The organism is Arthrobacter sp. ZGTC131 (genome assembly GCF_002929275.1).
GTDB lineage: Bacteria > Actinomycetota > Actinomycetes > Actinomycetales > Micrococcaceae > Arthrobacter.
Genome location: NZ_PJIK01000013.1, coordinates 55761 through 71628 on the forward strand (window position 1 = coordinate 55761; position 15868 = coordinate 71628).

Genomic DNA, 15868 nt, shown 5'->3' on the forward strand with positions numbered 1-15868 from the left:
GGTTTGAAAGGTGAGGGTTTAGCTAGGCCAAGCTGCCGTGGCCGCGGTTGCCCCTTGGCGAGGTGGTCGGCGTCGGACGTTGACTCACCTGCTCGGCGGTATCCCTCGAGGCATCCTCGATCAGCGTCAGATCGCGGCCGCGCGTTTCGGGCACCAAGAAAGTAGTAGCAAACGTAATGACGGACAGCACGAAGACGTAGGTCGCCACCGGCCACCACGCACCGCCGCTGATGCTGATCAACCACGCGCCCGCCACGGGCGCGATCCCGCCGGCAAGCACCGCGCTGAATTCACGGGCGGTAGCGACACCGATGTAGCGATGGCGGTTGCCGAAGAGCTCGGGCAAGAGAGCACACTGCGAACCCAGCATCGTATTGACTCCGAAGCCAATAGCCACCGTGATAACCAGGATGATGACCAAAGGATTGCCCAGGGACAGCAGCCACCAACCGGGGAACGCCAGCACCAGCAGAACACCGGCTCCGAAACGGTAGACCGGAATCCGACCGAAACGGTCCGACAGAGCACCGGCCCACGGGACCGAGACCATGCCAACGAGCGAGCCGACGGCGACTGCCAGTGGACCGATCCAGCCCTCCACGCCGACTGTGGTGACCACGAAGCTGACGGCAAGGGTATTGAAGAGGTACGAGCCGCCGTTCTCCGCCATCCGCAGCCCGATGCCGCGCAGCACGTTGACCAAGGACCGACTGAACACTTCACGCAGCGGGCTGTGAGAGATCTGTTCCTGCTCTTCGAGCACGATGAACGTGGGGCTCTCTCTAAGGCGGAGGCGGATGAACAATGCGATAGCGATAAGCAGGATAGAAGCCAGGAAAGGAATCCGCCAGATCCCTGAGAGCAGCACATCCGTGGGCAGGGTCCCAAGGTAGATGAAGACGCCGGCAGCCAACAGGGTGCCGGCCTGTATACCGATAAACGGCAGGGCGGCGTAGAACCCCCTACGACGCACCGGCGCATATTCGGCCATCAGTACAGTGGCCCCCGCCTGCTCCGCCCCCGCCCCAAAACCCTGCAGAAGCCGCATCAGGACCAGAAGGGCCGGCGCCCAGATGCCGATCTGGTCGTACGTTGGCAATGCACCCACCAGTGTGGAGGCCCCGCCCATCAGCAGGATGGTGGCTACCAGCACCCATTTCCGGCCAAGCTTGTCACCGACCGTGCCGAAGAACAGTCCGCCCAGGGGCCGAGCAACAAATGCGACCCCGAATGTGGCGAAGCTGGCAACAGTTCCCGTGGCAGGGTCAAGGTTGGAGAAGAAAACCCTGCTGAAGATTAGGGCGGAGGCAAGCCCGTAGAGGGCAAAATCATAGTACTCCAAGGCGCTTCCCACGCTTGACGCGAAGGTTGCCCGGCGAAGATTGGTCGCGTACTCAGGATCAGTGGACCCCTTGTGGGTGCTTGCTGCTGCACCGGAATTCAAAGTGACCTGCCTCCGACAGATGACCTCGGAGTGCCGGCTGTCCGATGAAAAGTCACCGCTGATTCGAGGCTTCGGCCCACGGACGACTATTGCCCGATAGCAGCAATATAAGACGATCCAGAACCGTATTCAATGCCTCCAGTTCGTTGACAGCGGGCTGTCCCTGGGCATCACTCGACGACCTCGCCGGTGGTCTCGTAAGTGGCGATTTTGCCGATCCGGCGCATGTGGCGTTCGTCGTTGCTAAGGGTTCCTGCAGGAACGCCTTGATGAGGGCCGTGGCTTCCTCCACGCTGTGCTGGCGTCCTCCCACTGCCACCACATTCGCGTCGTTGCGCTGGGCGCGAGGGTGGCGGTGGAGTGGTTCCAGGCGAGGGCTGCGCGGACGCCCTTGACCTTGTTGGCGGCGATCTGTTCCCCATTCCCGGAGCCGCCCAGCACGCTGCCCAGCGCATGCACCCCGGCCTGCTGGTCCGCCACGACGGCCAACGCCGCGTTGAGGCAAGCTGATTCGTTTGCTGCAGCCCACCGGACCCTGCACCTCTTCCTGAACAAGCGGCCGCCGGCTGCCACGATGGACGAACTCCAAGCCCACATCGACGTGTTCGACCGGTACGACAACACTGAACGCGAACACCAGTCGCTGCCTCCCGGTACTACTCCGATCGAGGCCTGGGACGCGACTGGAAAGCCGAGCCGCCGCAGCCTCCGGCGCCGGAAACCATCACGGCCTCGCCGCGCCGCAGCGTCCGCCGAATCGCCAATCTCAGAGGCGAAGCAACTGTTGTGGGCACCAGATTTAAACTCGGCAAGGCATACATCGGCCAGGAAATACACGTCCTCTACGACGACGAAAGCATCATGTTCTTCGATTCCCGCGGAACAGAAATCATCAGCCATCAACGCCCGCCACGGCCTCTGAACTACGTCGGCAACAATAAACCCCGCGGATTTCTGGCCACCCAAACGTCCACGAAGTCCTGAGCCATGAAACGTCCACGATCACTTGAGACATGAAGTGTCCACGATGTGCTGAGACATGACAGCATCCGCTAAGAGCTGAGATCTCACGCATCGGCGGCCGGACGGGTGGGTATGGGGTAGAACTTAACCATGAACGTGCGCACCCCCGACCCCAATCCCGGCTGGCTGTCCGACGAAGACCTATTCGAGGCCCGCGGAAGGCTTCCCATGGTCTATGTGGAAGCTGTGCCGGTCCGACTCGATCCCCTCGGGTTTGTGAATGAGGTGGGCACCCTCCTCCAGGCGGACGAGGACGGCACCATGGTCCGGTCCCTGGTCTCCGGGCGCGTGCTCTACCGTGAAACCATCCGCGCCGCCCTGCTTCGCCACATGGAGAAGGACCTCGGCCCGCTGGCCTTCCCGCAGCTACCCATCAGCCCCGTGCCGTTCACCGTGGCCGAATACTTTCCGGCGCCGTCGCACACCGGCTTCACCGACGACCGCCAGCACGCCGTCTCGCTGGCTTACATCATCCCCGTGACCGGCGAGTGCGAACCGCGCCAGGACGCCCTGGAACTCACGTGGATGACCCCGCAGGAAGTGCTCAGCGAAGGTGTCCAGCTGGAATTCAGCGGGGGCCGCGGGGCGCTGGTTCGGCAGGCCCTGGCTTACGCCGGCGTAGGCAGCTGACGCCCGGGCGTCCGCGCCTCCCCGACATCGCACTCGCTCCTTTGTAGACTGTTGGGCGGACCGCAAGAGAACTTAAGGACTCCCGATGAACCACCCACCAGCTGCCCAGAACTCCCACGAAAAGCAGGCTGGATCTCTGCAGGCGGGCGACCACCTTCTCTTGCCGGACGGCCAGCGGTCCGCGGAAATTCACTCCGTGGAAGTCGAAAACGACGACTTTGGCACTCCTGCGATCGTCCTTGCCACGCTGACCGGGGGCGGCATGCTCCGCATCGCCGCCGGGTCCTCCGCCCGGATCGCCGGGCCGCAGCCCGTCCCGGGCGGCTCCCCGCTCAGCATCGCCCCAGTAGAAGTCGCCCCGGAGAACAGGGCCGGAGCGAACATCCCCGGGGAGGACAGCGCCTCCAACGAGTCCGACGCCGCCACCCCGCTTCAGGCTGCTGAGAACCCCGGCGGCGGGACGGCTGTGCCCCCGGCGCCTGCCGCCGTCGTCGTGCCTCCCCTGCCGGCCACAACGCCGGCGGTGATCGGGCCCAGCGCCGAAGACCTCGCCCTCATCCCGGAGCCGGCCGGGACGCCCGAGTCGGTAGTGGAGGCCGTCGCTGAAGCGCATCCGGACTCCGTGGGCGTGCTGCTTCTGGCCGACAAGCTGGTCAAGGGCATCAACACGAAGTCCGGCAGCTGCCTCAAGGATCTCAGCGACCTCGCGCACGAACTTTTCATCATGCTCAAGGACCCCGACGCCGCGCTCACTGTGGCGGATCTCCTCAACGTGCTGCCCTTCGATGGCAACCCCGGCCGCTGGGCGTCGGTTGAGGCGTCACTCTCGCTTTCCACCTACATCTGCCGCCAGACGGGGCAGAAGGACCGCGCGGCCGTCTACGAGAAGCTGCTCCGGGCCCCGGAAAACCAGGAAACGGACGCCTTCAAGGCGCGCATGCAGGCCAGGGTGCGCCAGCGGTCGCTGAACGAGCCCAACCTGTACGACAAAGAGATTTTCCGGTCCATGGACAATTCCAACCACGAGGCCGAGCGCGAATGGCGCCTGCTGCGCCTCGAGTCGCTGCTGTTCCTGCGCGCCCACGGCGGGTCACAGACCATCAGTGCCGGGGAGCTGGAACGGCGGATCGCCAATGAACTGGAATCCGTCCGGGCCTAGCCCCTTCGGAGTGCTAGCCCCTTTGTAGTACTGGGCGCGGGCCCGCGGCGGACCCGTAACGAGTCCCGAAGATTGGCCCTTTCCTCTAGCCCGGGCTGTGCCGAAGTTGTAGATTCAGGCCATGACGAACAATCTGAGCGTTGTGATCAACTCGGACGCCCCACAGGTTTGGACGATGCTGCGTGAACCCTCCAAGGTCGCCCAGTGGCATGGCTGGGAGGCGGACGACCTCGCGGCGGAAATCAATGAGATCTACTTCAACACCACCGTGGTCGAGGGCGCAGACCACACCATGCTGACGGTCGACGGCGGTGACATCTTCACCCTGAAGCCGGTGCCCACGGGGACGGAGGTCAGCGTCACGCGCGCCGCGATGGACCACAACTCCGAGTGGGCCGCGTGGGACGAGGACATCACCCAGGGCTGGCTCACGTTCCTCCACCAGTTGCGGTTCGCTCTGGAGCGGCACCCGCACGGCAAGCGGCGGACCTGCTTCTTCTCGGTGCCGGGCAGCGGAGGCTCCGCGATCGAGAAGCTGGGCCTGAAGGACGTCCCCGCCCCGGGCGAGAATTATTCGCTGACCCTGGCCACCGGCGAGGAAATCTCCGGCAAGGTCTGGTACAAATCCAACCATCAGGTGGGGCTCACCGTGCACAGCTACGCGGAGCACGGCGAGGGCCTGCTGATCGTGGCGGACCAGCCTGTCATCCCGGAGGTCAGGCCCGACGGCGGCTCGATGGTGATCCTGTCGACGTACGGTCTGGGGGCGCACAGCCTGGAAACCATCCGCACACTATGGGACGACTGGCGCTCTGAGAACTACCCCACATCGGAACCCATCCACTGAGGTTTCACGCGGCGAAGCTGGCACACTTGAACCGTGCCAGCCAATCCTGAACCAGAGCCGCCAGCCCGTCAGTCGGAGTTCTCCTTCCGCGTGGGCAAACGGCTCGCTGAGTCCTGCCGCCCGTCCGCCGAACAGGTGTCCGCCAACGGTGGCGAGTTCCTCGGCAGGACCGGCACCATCACGACGCCGCACGGCGAGATCCAGACGCCAGCCTTCATCGCCGTCGGAACCAAAGCGACCGTGAAGTCGGTGTTGCCCGAATCCATGGCGGAGCTCGGAGCGCAGGCCCTGCTGGCCAACGCCTACCACCTGTACCTCCAGCCGGGTCCGGACGTTCTGGACGAGGCCGGCGGTTTGGGCGCCTTCATGAACTGGCCTGGCCCCACATTCACGGATTCGGGCGGATTCCAGGTCATGAGCCTGGGCTCGGGGTTCAAGAAGGTCATCGACATGAAGTCCGTGGACCAGTCCGGGCCCGACGATGCCGTGGCCGCCGGCAAGGAGCGCCTGGCCCACGTGGACAACGACGGCGTGTGGTTCAAGAGCCACCTCAACGGGGACCGGCACCGCTTTTCCCCCGAGATCTCCATGCAGGTGCAGCACCAGATCGGCGCGGACATCATGTTCGCCTTCGACGAGCTCACCACCCTGCAGAACTCCCGTGGCTACCAAGAGGAGTCGCTGGAGCGGACCCGGCTGTGGGCCCTCCGCTGCCTGGATGAGCACTTCCGGCTCACGTCGGAGCGCGCGGGCAAGCCGTACCAGGCCCTGTTCGGCGTGATCCAGGGCGCGCAGTACGAGGACCTGCGGCGGAAGGCCTGCCGGGATCTCGGTGCCATGAACTTTGACGGGTACGGGATCGGCGGGGCGCTGGAGAAGGAGAACCTGGGCACCATCGTGCGGTGGTGCAATGAGGAACTCCCGGAGAACAAGCCCCGGCACCTGCTGGGCATTTCCGAGCCGGACGACATTTTCACGGCCATCGAAAACGGCGCCGACACCTTCGACTGCGTCTCGCCCACCCGCGTGGCCAGGAACTCGGCGTTCTACACGCCCACCGGCAGGTACAACCTGTCCGGCGCCAAGTACAAGCGCGACTTCGGCCCGCTCCAGGAAGGCTGCGACTGCTACGCCTGCCTGAATTATTCCCGCGCCTACATCCACCACCTGTTCAAGGCAAAGGAGATGCTCTCCGCCACGCTCATCTCCATCCACAACGAGCGCTTCGTGGTGAAGATGGTGGACGACGCCCGGCTGGCCATCGAATCCGGGGACTTCTTCGAGTTCAAGGCGGAGACCCTGGCTCAGTATTACTCCTAGGGGCTGACGCGTCCGTCCGGCGCGCCCCGCCGTTTCGACGGTTCCCTGCGCGCTCGACGTATCGCCGCGTCGAGCGGGGCAGGAACCGTCGAAATAGCGGCGACCCGGGCGGGAACGTACGACGGCGGGTGGCCGGCTACGCTGCCTGGGTCACTGCCCCGTAGCTCGGCTCGCGCTTCTTGACCCAGCCGATCACCAGCGTCGTCACGGGCACAAGGAGGAACTCCACGAGGGTCTTGTAGAGGAACCCAGCCACAACGTAGTTCACAAACATGCCGAAGTCAGTGATGCCGATGACGGACGCGGCAATGCTGCAGAAGATCAGCGTGTCCACGAACTCGCCGGCCACCGAGGAACTCATGATCCGCGCCCACAGGGATTTCTCGCCGGTACGCGCCTTCATTCTGACCAGAATCCAGGAGTTGATGGTCTGTCCAGCGAGGAATGCCAGCATGGAGGCCAGCACGATCTGCGGAACCGGGCCGAGCGCGCCCTCCAAGGCTGCCTGCTTGGATGCGCCGAACTCGTCGTCGAACCCCGGGAGCGCGATGATGATCCAGTAGCAGACGGAGGCGAACACCGAGAGCGCAAACGTGGTGATGATGGCCTTGCGCGCCACTTTGAAGCCGTACACCTCGCTGATGACATCGCCCAGGATGTAGGCCAGCGGGAACAGGAAGAAGCCGCCGTCCGTCACGATTGGGCCCAGCACCACGCCTTTGGACGCGCCGATGTTGGAGAGAATTAGCACCACGGCCATGATGGCGAGCATGATGCCGAAGTACGGCGAGCCGACCGAGGCGAACCTGGGCGGAGCTGCGGCGGGGAAAGTCTTGGCGGAAGTCATGGGTGTTCCATTCATAGTGGTTCGCTCGGTGCCCGCGTCCTGCCAGAGGAACGCGCGGCCAGCCGGCTGTATTAGCACTGGACGGTCCGCTGCGGACTGACCGCCGGAACCGCCCTCCATTCTCTCACCTTGGCCGCAGCGTTGTCCGGGCAGCCGCGGACAGGAGTGATAGCGGCCGTCACTGCCACTCCAGGTCTACCGACGGGGCAGTCTAACGACAGGCGGTTTAACGACGACGGCGGGCGGCCGGCGCCCGGACCCGAAGTCCGGTAGCCGGCCACCCGCCGTCGTCCTTGTCCATTTCGATGGTGCCCTGCCGCACTCGATGCTTCGCAGCGTCTTGTGTGCAGGGAACCGTCGAAACGGCGCGCGGGCCTAGCGGCGCGAGGCGTCGACGAGGTCCTTGTCGTCGTCCCTGCGACCAGCGTCCGTGCCGCCGTCCGGGACAACAGCTGCCGACCAGGCGTCGCCCTGCTCGCGGTCAAGGTGCGTGGCCTTCTTGTTCTTCAGCGCGAAGACGTAGACCAGCAGCGAGATCGCGATGGCTACGGTGACGTAGGTGAAGAACAGGTCCACGCGCTCGGCCTTCTGGAACGCGGCACCCAGCAGCGGAACGGTCCCGCCGAAGAGCGAGTTGGCGATCGCGTAGCCGAGTCCGACGCCGAGCGCACGGATGGAGGCGGGGAACAGCTCGGCCTTCACGAGGGCGTTGATGGACGTGTAGCCGCCCACGATCAGCAGGCCGCCCATCATGAGCAGGAACGCGGTGAGCGGATCCTTGGTCCCGGCAAGTGTGGACAGCAGCGGCCAGGTGAAAAGCACGCCGGTGATGCCGAACCACAGAAGGAGCGGCTTGCGGCCCACCTTGTCCGAGATAATCCCGTAGACCGGCTGGAGCAGCATGAAGATGAAGAGGGCCCAGAAGTTGATCACCGACGTGTCGGTCTTGGCGATTCCGGACGTATCATTCATGAACTTCAGGATGAAGTTGGTGTACGTGTAGAACGCCACCGTGCCGCCGAGCGTGACGCCGATGCAGATCAGCAGCGGCTTCCAGTACCCGGTGAACAGAAGCTTCATGGTGCCCGGCTGGGCCTCGCCGGCGGCGGGGGCCTTGGCGGCCTCGACCTGTTCCGCGGACACGGTCTCTTCCATGGAGCGCCGGAGCCACAGGACCACGAGCGCTGCCACGCCGCCGATCGCGAACGGAATGCGCCAGCCCCACTCGGTCAGATCACCCTGGGGCATGACATTCTGCAGGATCACGAGGACCAGCAGGGCCAGCATCTGGCCGCCGATCAGGGTGACGTACTGGAAGCTGGAAAAGAACCCGCGGCGCTTTGAAGTGGCGGCCTCGGACATGTACGTGGCGCTGGTGCCGTATTCGCCGCCGACCGAGAAGCCCTGGACCAGGCGTACGAGGATGAGCAGGACTAGCGCCCAGACGCCGATCTGCTGCGTGGTCGGAAGGATGGCGATGGCGAAGGATCCGGCGGACATGAGGGTCACGCTCAGCGTGAGCGCGGCCTTCCGTCCCTTGCGGTCGGCGTAGCGGCCGAAGAACCAGGCGCCGATCGGGCGCATCAGGAACGACGTCGAGAAGACGGCCATCGCCTCCAGGCCGGCCTGCAGCTCGTCCTTGGAATTGAAGAAGTGCGACTGGAAATAGGCCGCGAAGACTGTGTAGACGTAGAGGTCGTACCACTCTACGAGGTTGCCGGAGGAGCCTTTGAGGATATTGCTCACCGCCCGCCGGGTCTGGGCTGCTTCGGACAGTTGGGTGCTCATCAGTGAACCTTCCTGGATTCGGCGCCGCAAGAAAGCAGCGCCGTCCGCCACCCTAGTTCCCGTGACCGGGGCCACCCTTCTTTTGGTCATACTGTTCATGAGCACAATGCGGGACGTCCGCGCCCGGTGGCAGGATGGGACCATGACCACTGCTGAAGCTGCTGCGACCCCTGACCGGACCACTCCCGCCGTCGTTCTGACGATTGCCGGCTCCGAGGCGACCGGCGGTGCCGGTGCCCAGGCGGACCTCAAGACGTTCCAGGAGCTGGGCGTCTTCGGCATCGCCAACCTCACCTGCATCGTGTCTTTCGATCCCTCGGACAGCTGGAACCACCGCTTCGTGCCGGTGGACCAAGAGGTTATTGCGCACCAGTTGGAGGCGACGACGGCGGCCTACGGTGCCGCTTCCGGCGCGCCTTCCGTGCTGGACACCGTGAAGATCGGCATGCTGGGCAGCCCCGCCACGATCGAAACCGTTGCCTCGGCGCTGGCCGGCGGCGGGTTCACCAACGTGGTGCTCGATCCCGTACTGATCTGCAAGGGCCAGGAGCCGGGGCACGCACTGGACACCGACCAGGCCCTCAAGGCGCAGATCCTGCCGCTGGCCACGTTTGTCACGCCGAACCACTTCGAGGCCGAGTCGCTGTCCGGGCTGGAAATCACGGACCTCGACTCGCTCAAGGCCGCGGCCATTCGCATCCATGAGATCAGCGGCGCCGCCGTGCTGGCCAAGGGCGGCGTGCGGCTGGCCGGGCCCGACGCCGTGGACGTCTTCTACGACGGAGAGACCCTCGAGGTCCTTTCCGCCCCGAAGGTGGGCGAGGTGGCCGTCTCAGGCGCAGGCTGTTCGCTGGCCGCCGCCGTGACGGCGGAGCTGGCCAAGGGCGCCGCACCTGTTGAGGCCGCCCGGACGGCGAAGGCGTTTGTCACGGCTGGTATCCGCAACCGCGTGGCGTCGGGCGCCCCGTTCGATGCGCTGTGGCAGGGTGGGGCCGTCTAGCCGCGGGGACGCGGGCGCGTTCCGAGGATGCGCGTTCCCGGGGTGCGTCCCGGAGGCGCGTTCCCGGTGTGCGTCTTCGCGTCAGCGAGGGTCGGCTATCGTACCCATGAACAGCGGCAGGCCTGTCTCGGCGTGAAGGATCTGGTAACGGAACGGCCTGTCGAACTCGATGGTCCGTTCCGGCTGCGGCGGGGCGCTAGTAACCATGCCGTTGATCTGGGTCACCGCGGCCGCCACCGTGCCCTTTTCCGCGACGGTGATGTTGGCGGCCTGCGCAGCCTGTGTGACCATCATTTTGGGCTGGATGGCGTCGAAGTCGGTGTCCGTGCTCAGCGTCTTTTTCAGTCCCATTGCTCCCAGGACTTCGCGGAGATCGAAGCTGCACTTGTGGTCCCAGCGCGGCAGCTGGATCTGGACGGTTTCCTGCCGGGCGGAATCCATGGTTCGGGCGATCTGGGCCAAAGTTTCCGCGCTCAGCACCGTGCCGGTGTTTGTACCTGCGCCCTCGCCCGTGCTCCTATTGGCCACGGGGTCCGGCAGGACCAGCCGCATCACGAAGCCCTCGGCATAGGGCAGGTCCACGCCCCGCCAGCCCCGGCCTTCCGCGTACTTCATGGGCAGCAGGTTGTGCATGGCAGGGGCGGTGATCTCCTTGCCCTCGGCCGTGGTGAACGGCAGGTCGGAAGTGTTGTTGGGATCGAACGGAACACTCCATGCGGCGGCGAAGTACAGCGCATTGAGGAGGCTGAAGGTGTTTCGGCGGTCGTATTCCGCGGGGGCCTCCTTGATCCGGCCGCCGGAGTTCTTATCCACCCATGCGTCGATGGCAGGTTTGGTGGCTGCCTCGTCGCCGAAGTCCACCGGATACACACCCGTGCCGTAGTGCCGGGCCAGCGTGTCAAGGTAGGCCGCACCCGTAGTGACCCCTGTGTCCACAAACAGGCCGTTCGCCGGGTGCATGACCGGCTTCCGCGGCGGGTTCCCTTCATCAACGGAGCCGGGATCGCCGTCGAACTTTTCCAGGGAAGCGAGCAGCGCGTTCAGGGCTTCATCGCGGTGGTCGGCGGGAAGCCCGAGGACGTCGTCCATCTCGGCAGCCGCCTCCCCCGACGCACCGGCGCGAAGCATGGCGAGTGCGATGAGCAGGCTGCCCGGCGAGGAGACGGTGTTGCCGTTGGCGCCGTCGCCGCCATCGGCCAGCAGCGCCTCCCCGAGTGTCAGGGCGGAGTCTCGGAGGGACCGCAACTCCGCGCCGTAGTCGGCGAGTTGCACCGAGACGCGTTCGACGCCGTCCGCCTTCAGGAGTCCGGGCTGCGGCGCAGAGCACGCTGTCAAGGCCGCCACCGCAGATACTGCCACCAATTTAGCCACTCGAATCCTGTTCATTGCCGCCCCTCAGACAAACCGCGGAAAACCGCCTATTCACAGTCAACCAGCAGGGTCTGACAGTAACGATGCCTGTCCGGTCACGGTTTGTCGTCGTTTAGGTCTCGCGCTCCGACGCTCTCCCACCGTTCGCAACGTTTTCGCCAACGCTCCCTTACTTCCTGCATGTTCCGGGTCAAGGCTCTCTCAGGTTTGTGGCACCGGCGTATCCTCTAGACACACCGGAAGCGGAGGAGCGAAGGATGCCACAGCACTTTTCTAGCGTTGACGAGTACATCGCGTCGTTCCCCGCCGACGTGCAGCCAATCCTCCAGCAGATCCGCAGCCACGCCCATGCGGCGGTGCCCGGCGCTGGCGAGATGATCAGCTACGGCATCCCCACGATCACGCTAAATGGGCACTACGTGGTGTACTTCGCAGCCTGGAAACACCACGTTTCCGTCTATCCGGTTCCCCGCGGGGATGAGGCGCTCGAGCGGGAGATCGCACCATATCTGGTGGCAAAGGGCACGCTGAAGTTTCCGTTGGGGAAGCCTATTCCCTACGAACTCATCGGCAGGGTGTCGGCGAGGCTGGCGGCGGAGCGGCACGGCGGAAAGTAGGACCTCCCCGCGGATCCCGTCCCCAAGCCGTGGCGGCAGCGCCGCCGTCGGCCGTTCCTCAAACTGCCGCCGCCGGCCGTTACGCAAATCAGCGCCGTCCGCCCCCGCCGGCGCGGCCAATCAACGCCGGGGGATGTTGCGCAGGTTGCTCCGGGCCATGCTGACGGCCTCACCGGCGCCACGGTTAAGGACCACTTTGGACATCGCCGTGGCGAAGCCCAGGACCTGCGCCCCCTTGATCTTCGGCGGAATCGAGAGCGCTTTGGGATCGGTGATGAGTTCCACCAGCGACGGTCCCGGATGGGCGAATGCCTCGCGGTAGGCCTCCTCGATCCGGGCCGGATCCGTGACGCGGACCGAATGGAACCCGAGAGCCTGGGCGACCGCCGCGTAGTTGGCGTCCGGCACATCGACGCCGAAGTCGGGCAGGCCGTCCACCAGCATCTCAAGCTTGACCATGCCCAGGGTGGAGTTATTGAACACCACCACGTTTACCGGCAGCCGGTAAGCGGCGACCGTGATCAGCTCGCCGAGCAGCATGGACAGTCCGCCGTCGCCCGAGACCGAAACCACCTGGCGCCCGGGATAGGCCAGCTGCGCGCCGATCGCATGCGGCAGGGCATTGGCCATGGAGCCGTGCAGGAACGATCCGATCAGCCGGCGGGTGCCCAGCGGGTTGATGTACCGCGCAGTCCAGACGTTGCACATCCCTGTGTCGGCGGTGAAAATGGCATCCTCCGCCGCCACCTGGTCCAGCAGGGACGCGGCGTACTCCGGGTGGATCGGCTGCTTCTTTTCCACTTTGCGGGTGTAGGCCCCGACGGCCTTGTTCATGAGCCGGTCGTGCTTCTTGAGCATCTGGTCGAGGAAGCGGCGGCTCTTTTTCAGCGTCAGCAGGGGCATCAGCGCCGCGAGCGTGGGCAGCACGTCACCATGGACGGCAATGTCGACGTCTGTCCGCCTCCCCAGTTTGTGGGCGGCGCGGTCCACCTGGGCCGTGCGCGTGCCGGGAAGGAACTGGTCATACGGAAAATCGGTGCCGAGCAGGATCAGCAGGTCCGCGTCCTCGATCCCCTCAGCGGCGGCACCGTAGCCCAGCAGCCCGGTCATTCCGATGTCGTATGGGTTGTCGTACTGCATGAAGTCTTTGCCGCGGAGCGAGTGGCCGATCGGTGCCCGGATCAGCTCGGCCAGCGCAATGACCTCATCGTGGGCGCCCTGCACGCCGGCACCGGCGAAGATGGCCACCTTCTCGGCCGAGTTGATGGCATCAGCCAACTGCTGGACGCTCTCCGGCGCCGGCACAAGGGTTGCAGGTACGAACGCTGCAGGAAGCGGGGTGTCAGTTGTTGCTTCGAGTCCGGCGATATCGCCGGGAACGGTCACGACGGCGACGCCTCCTAATGCAATGGCGTGCTGGATCGCGCTGTGCATCACCCGAGGCGCTTGCTCTGCCGTGCTGACCAGTTCCGAGTACACCGAGCATTCGTTGAAGATCCGGTCGGGGTGGGTTTCCTGGAAGAATCCGCTGCCGATCTGCTTGCTGGGGATGTGCGAGGCGATGGCCAGGACGGGCGCCCCCGACCGGTTCGCGTCGTAGAGCCCGTTGATCAGGTGCAGGTTCCCCGGGCCGCACGAACCCGCGCAGACTGCGAGCCGGCCCGTCAGCTGGGCTTCGGCCGCCGCGGCGAAGGCGGCCGCCTCTTCATGCCGGACATGGATCCAGTCAATGCCGCCCTTGGAGGCGCCGCCCGTTTGCCGCACGGCATCGACAATCGGATTGAGGCTGTCCCCCACGATCCCGTAAATTCGCTGCACTCCGGCAGCCTGCAGCTGTTCGATGAGCTGGTTTGCAAGTTCCTTGGCCATGAGTGCACGCTCCCGCGATCGGCTTGATGTGCTGACAGGGCCAATATAGTCCGCCCGCCTTGGGACGGTTTCCAGGTTTTCAAACGGACGACGGCGGCGCGCGGCGCCGGGGCCGGCGCCGCGACGCGACGCGGGCAGGACGTGGGAGAGCGTCCGGGCGAAACCCGCAGGAAGTGGGAGAGCTTCCGGCGGAAACCCGCAGGACGTGGGAGAGCGTCCGGCGGAAACCTGCGGGAAGTGATATAGCGTCGATCAGGTCGGGCGCGTCCGGGACGAAGCGCCCAGGCCCGTGCAGGGCGCCCCTAGCTCCCCGAGTGCGCCTGCAGGAACGTGTACACCTCGGTCTCGTCCACGCCGGGGAACGCGCCGGGAGGCATGGCAGCCAGCAGGTGGGAGTGAGCCCGGGCGGACGGCCAGGCATTGCCCGCCCACTCCGACGTCAGCGAGGCCGGAGGCCGGCGGCAGCAGTTCTCATCCGGGCAGGTGGACTTGGACCGCTCGGTGGTCTCCCGGCCGCGGAACCACTTCACCTGGGCATAAGGCACGCCGACGGACAGCGAGAAGTCGCCGTTCGCGGAGCGTTCGGTCCGGGCCGTGCACCAGTAGGTCCCGGCCGGGGTGTCCGTGTACTGGTTGTACGCGCTGAACTTGTCCGGCACGTCGAAGACCACCCGCGATGTCCAGTTCTTGCACGACGGCTGGCCCTCAATGGCGCCGGTGTGGTCCTGAGGGAACGTCACGCCGTCGTTCTCGTAGGCCTTGTAGATGATGCCGCTCTTGTGGGTCTTCTGGAAGTGCGTACGGATGTCCAGGTGCTGTGTGGCAAGGTTCGTGAACCGGTGCGCGGCGGTTTCGTAGGACACGGCGAAGGCGTCCCGGATGTCCTCCACGGCTATTTCCTTGGCCTGCTTGGCACGCTGCAGGAACTCCACGGTGGCCTGCTCCGGGAGCATGAGCGCGGCGGCGAAATAATTCGTGGCCACGCGCTGCATCAGGAAGTCACCGTAATTCGACGGCGTCTGGTGGCCCAGGACGTAATGCCCCAGCGCCTGTAGCAGCACCGAACGAGGATCGTGATCGGTGCGCTGGTTCTGCGTGAGATAAATTCGGCGGTTTTTAAGATCCGTCACGGAACGGGTTGAATGCGGCAGGTCGCCCACGTGGTGAAGGCTGAAACCGAGGTGCCCGGCGATGTCCGCAATGACGTGGTGCGACAGTGGACCGCTGGTGTGCCCCACCGACGCCAGCACCTTCTGGGCCTCGGCCTCGTACTCCGGGAAATAGTTGTTCCGCTCCCGCATCATGGCGCGCAGTTCGGCATTGGCGCGGCGCGCCTCTTCGGGCGTCGCCACCTGATCGTTGAGCCTGCGCTCCAGCTCATGCTGCAGCCCCACCATCGACTCGAGAACATCCATCGGCAGCCGCGAGCTGATGCGGATTTTCGGCAGGTTCAGCGACTCGTAGAGGGGGCTGCGCTGGTACCGTTCCAGCTCGATCTCCAGGGCCGCGCGCCGGTTGGGCGGCTCGGCGCCGAGCAACTGGTCGATGCTGACATTCAGAGCCGCCGCCAGCTGCTGCAGCAGTCCCAGTTTGGGCTCGCGCTTGCCGTTCTCAATCAGGCTCAGCTGGCTGGGGGCGGTCCCGACGGCGGCACTCAGGTCATCGAGCGTCATGCCCGCCGCTTTGCGCAGGTGGCGCACGCGGCGGCCCAGGCTGATGACGTCCAGTTCGGGGGCCGCAGGGGACGACGGCGGGGTGGCGGCTTTGCGATTCCAGCTCGTAGGCGACATTTATGCAGAATACGCGAAGAAGTGCATTTCTTTCCAGCATTCTTATCTAGAAAGTCTCTTGAAAGTGCAGAAAAGTAGGTGTCACGGAAAGAAACACCGCACCGGTCCAGCCAGCCGGAACTGCAAGGACGCAGGGACAGCCGGCCCGGACAACCCGGAGCAC

At 65.2% G+C, this 15868-nt stretch carries 13 protein-coding genes and 1 pseudogene; 7 read left to right on the plus strand and 7 right to left on the minus strand.

The window, feature by feature from the left end; genetic code table 11:
- Window positions 1-22: 22 nt before the first annotated feature.
- Window positions 23-1444 (minus strand): MFS transporter, encoded by a 1422-nt coding sequence (locus CXQ90_RS15955; protein ID WP_104140362.1) that lies wholly within the window; start codon window positions 1442-1444, stop codon window positions 23-25.
- Between the two features lie 170 nt (window positions 1445-1614).
- Window positions 1615-1954: pseudogene (locus tag CXQ90_RS15960) on the minus strand (RpiB/LacA/LacB family sugar-phosphate isomerase); the annotation flags it as partial.
- A 276-nt stretch (window positions 1955-2230) separates the two neighbouring features.
- Between CXQ90_RS15960 and CXQ90_RS15965 the strand changes: the two are divergent.
- The 5 genes from CXQ90_RS15965 (at window position 2231) to tgt (ending at window position 6423) form a co-directional block, all read left to right on the plus strand.
- Entirely contained in the window at window positions 2231-2428 is a 198-nt protein-coding gene (locus CXQ90_RS15965; protein WP_104140363.1) for a hypothetical protein, read from the plus strand.
- 129 nt (window positions 2429-2557) lie between these two features.
- Complete coding sequence (locus CXQ90_RS15970; RefSeq protein ID WP_104140364.1) at window positions 2558-3097, plus strand: NUDIX hydrolase family protein; 540 nt, start codon at window positions 2558-2560, stop codon at window positions 3095-3097.
- 85 nt (window positions 3098-3182) lie between these two features.
- Window positions 3183-4256, plus strand: a complete 1074-nt coding sequence (locus CXQ90_RS15975; protein ID WP_104140365.1) for a DUF6707 family protein — start codon at window positions 3183-3185, stop codon at window positions 4254-4256.
- Between the two features lie 121 nt (window positions 4257-4377).
- Entirely contained in the window at window positions 4378-5103 is a 726-nt protein-coding gene (locus CXQ90_RS15980) for a hypothetical protein (protein WP_104140366.1), read from the plus strand.
- 33 nt (window positions 5104-5136) lie between these two features.
- A complete protein-coding gene (tgt, locus tag CXQ90_RS15985) occupies window positions 5137-6423 on the plus strand; it encodes a tRNA guanosine(34) transglycosylase Tgt (RefSeq protein WP_104140367.1) in 1287 nt (428 codons plus the stop codon).
- Between the two features lie 136 nt (window positions 6424-6559).
- Here tgt and CXQ90_RS15990 read toward each other — a convergent pair whose 3' ends face one another.
- Both CXQ90_RS15990 and CXQ90_RS15995 read right to left on the minus strand, forming a co-directional pair.
- Window positions 6560-7270, minus strand: coding sequence for a queuosine precursor transporter (locus CXQ90_RS15990; protein ID WP_104140368.1), 711 nt, complete (start codon window positions 7268-7270; stop codon window positions 6560-6562).
- Window positions 7271-7645: 375 nt separating this feature from the next.
- Window positions 7646-9058 (minus strand): MFS transporter, encoded by a 1413-nt coding sequence (locus tag CXQ90_RS15995; RefSeq protein ID WP_104140369.1) that lies wholly within the window; start codon window positions 9056-9058, stop codon window positions 7646-7648.
- Between the two features lie 142 nt (window positions 9059-9200).
- Between CXQ90_RS15995 and CXQ90_RS16000 the strand changes: the two genes are divergently transcribed.
- Window positions 9201-10058, plus strand: coding sequence for a hydroxymethylpyrimidine/phosphomethylpyrimidine kinase (locus CXQ90_RS16000; protein WP_104140431.1), 858 nt, complete (start codon window positions 9201-9203; stop codon window positions 10056-10058).
- Between the two features lie 81 nt (window positions 10059-10139).
- Here CXQ90_RS16000 and CXQ90_RS16005 read toward each other — a convergent pair whose 3' ends face one another.
- On the minus strand, window positions 10140-11444 hold the full coding sequence (locus CXQ90_RS16005; RefSeq protein ID WP_104140370.1) for a serpin family protein: 1305 nt from the start codon (window positions 11442-11444) through the stop codon (window positions 10140-10142).
- Window positions 11445-11686: 242 nt separating this feature from the next.
- Here CXQ90_RS16005 and CXQ90_RS16010 point away from each other — a divergent pair, with 242 nt between their 5' ends.
- Window positions 11687-12046: an iron chaperone gene (locus tag CXQ90_RS16010; RefSeq protein ID WP_104140371.1), complete on the plus strand. Its 360-nt coding sequence runs from the start codon at window positions 11687-11689 to the stop codon at window positions 12044-12046.
- A 120-nt stretch (window positions 12047-12166) separates the two neighbouring features.
- Here the strand turns inward: CXQ90_RS16010 and CXQ90_RS16015 are convergent, their stop codons facing one another.
- Together CXQ90_RS16015 and CXQ90_RS16020 are read right to left on the minus strand one after the other, a co-directional pair.
- Window positions 12167-13915: a pyruvate dehydrogenase gene (locus tag CXQ90_RS16015; protein WP_104140372.1), complete on the minus strand. Its 1749-nt coding sequence runs from the start codon at window positions 13913-13915 to the stop codon at window positions 12167-12169.
- Between the two features lie 302 nt (window positions 13916-14217).
- Entirely contained in the window at window positions 14218-15705 is a 1488-nt protein-coding gene (locus tag CXQ90_RS16020) for a helix-turn-helix transcriptional regulator (protein ID WP_104140373.1), read from the minus strand.
- Between the last annotated feature and the right edge of the window lie 163 nt (window positions 15706-15868).

Bases quoted from the DNA above. Each gene is read 5' to 3' on its own strand.
- CXQ90_RS16010 (WP_104140371.1), top strand. From the start codon at position 11,687: ATGCCACAGCACTTTTCTAGCGTTGACGAGTACATCGCGTCGTTCCCC.
- CXQ90_RS15970 (WP_104140364.1), top strand. From the start codon at position 2,558: ATGAACGTGCGCACCCCCGACCCCAATCCCGGCTGGCTGTCCGACGAA.
- CXQ90_RS16020 (WP_104140373.1), bottom strand. From the start codon at position 15,705: ATGTCGCCTACGAGCTGGAATCGCAAAGCCGCCACCCCGCCGTCGTCC.
- CXQ90_RS16000 (WP_104140431.1), top strand. From the start codon at position 9,201: ATGACCACTGCTGAAGCTGCTGCGACCCCTGACCGGACCACTCCCGCC.
- CXQ90_RS16015 (WP_104140372.1), bottom strand. From the start codon at position 13,915: ATGGCCAAGGAACTTGCAAACCAGCTCATCGAACAGCTGCAGGCTGCC.
- CXQ90_RS15980 (WP_104140366.1), top strand. From the start codon at position 4,378: ATGACGAACAATCTGAGCGTTGTGATCAACTCGGACGCCCCACAGGTT.
- CXQ90_RS16005 (WP_104140370.1), bottom strand. From the start codon at position 11,444: ATGAACAGGATTCGAGTGGCTAAATTGGTGGCAGTATCTGCGGTGGCG.
- CXQ90_RS15975 (WP_104140365.1), top strand. From the start codon at position 3,183: ATGAACCACCCACCAGCTGCCCAGAACTCCCACGAAAAGCAGGCTGGA.
- CXQ90_RS15990 (WP_104140368.1), bottom strand. From the start codon at position 7,270: ATGACTTCCGCCAAGACTTTCCCCGCCGCAGCTCCGCCCAGGTTCGCC.
- CXQ90_RS15995 (WP_104140369.1), bottom strand. From the start codon at position 9,058: ATGAGCACCCAACTGTCCGAAGCAGCCCAGACCCGGCGGGCGGTGAGC.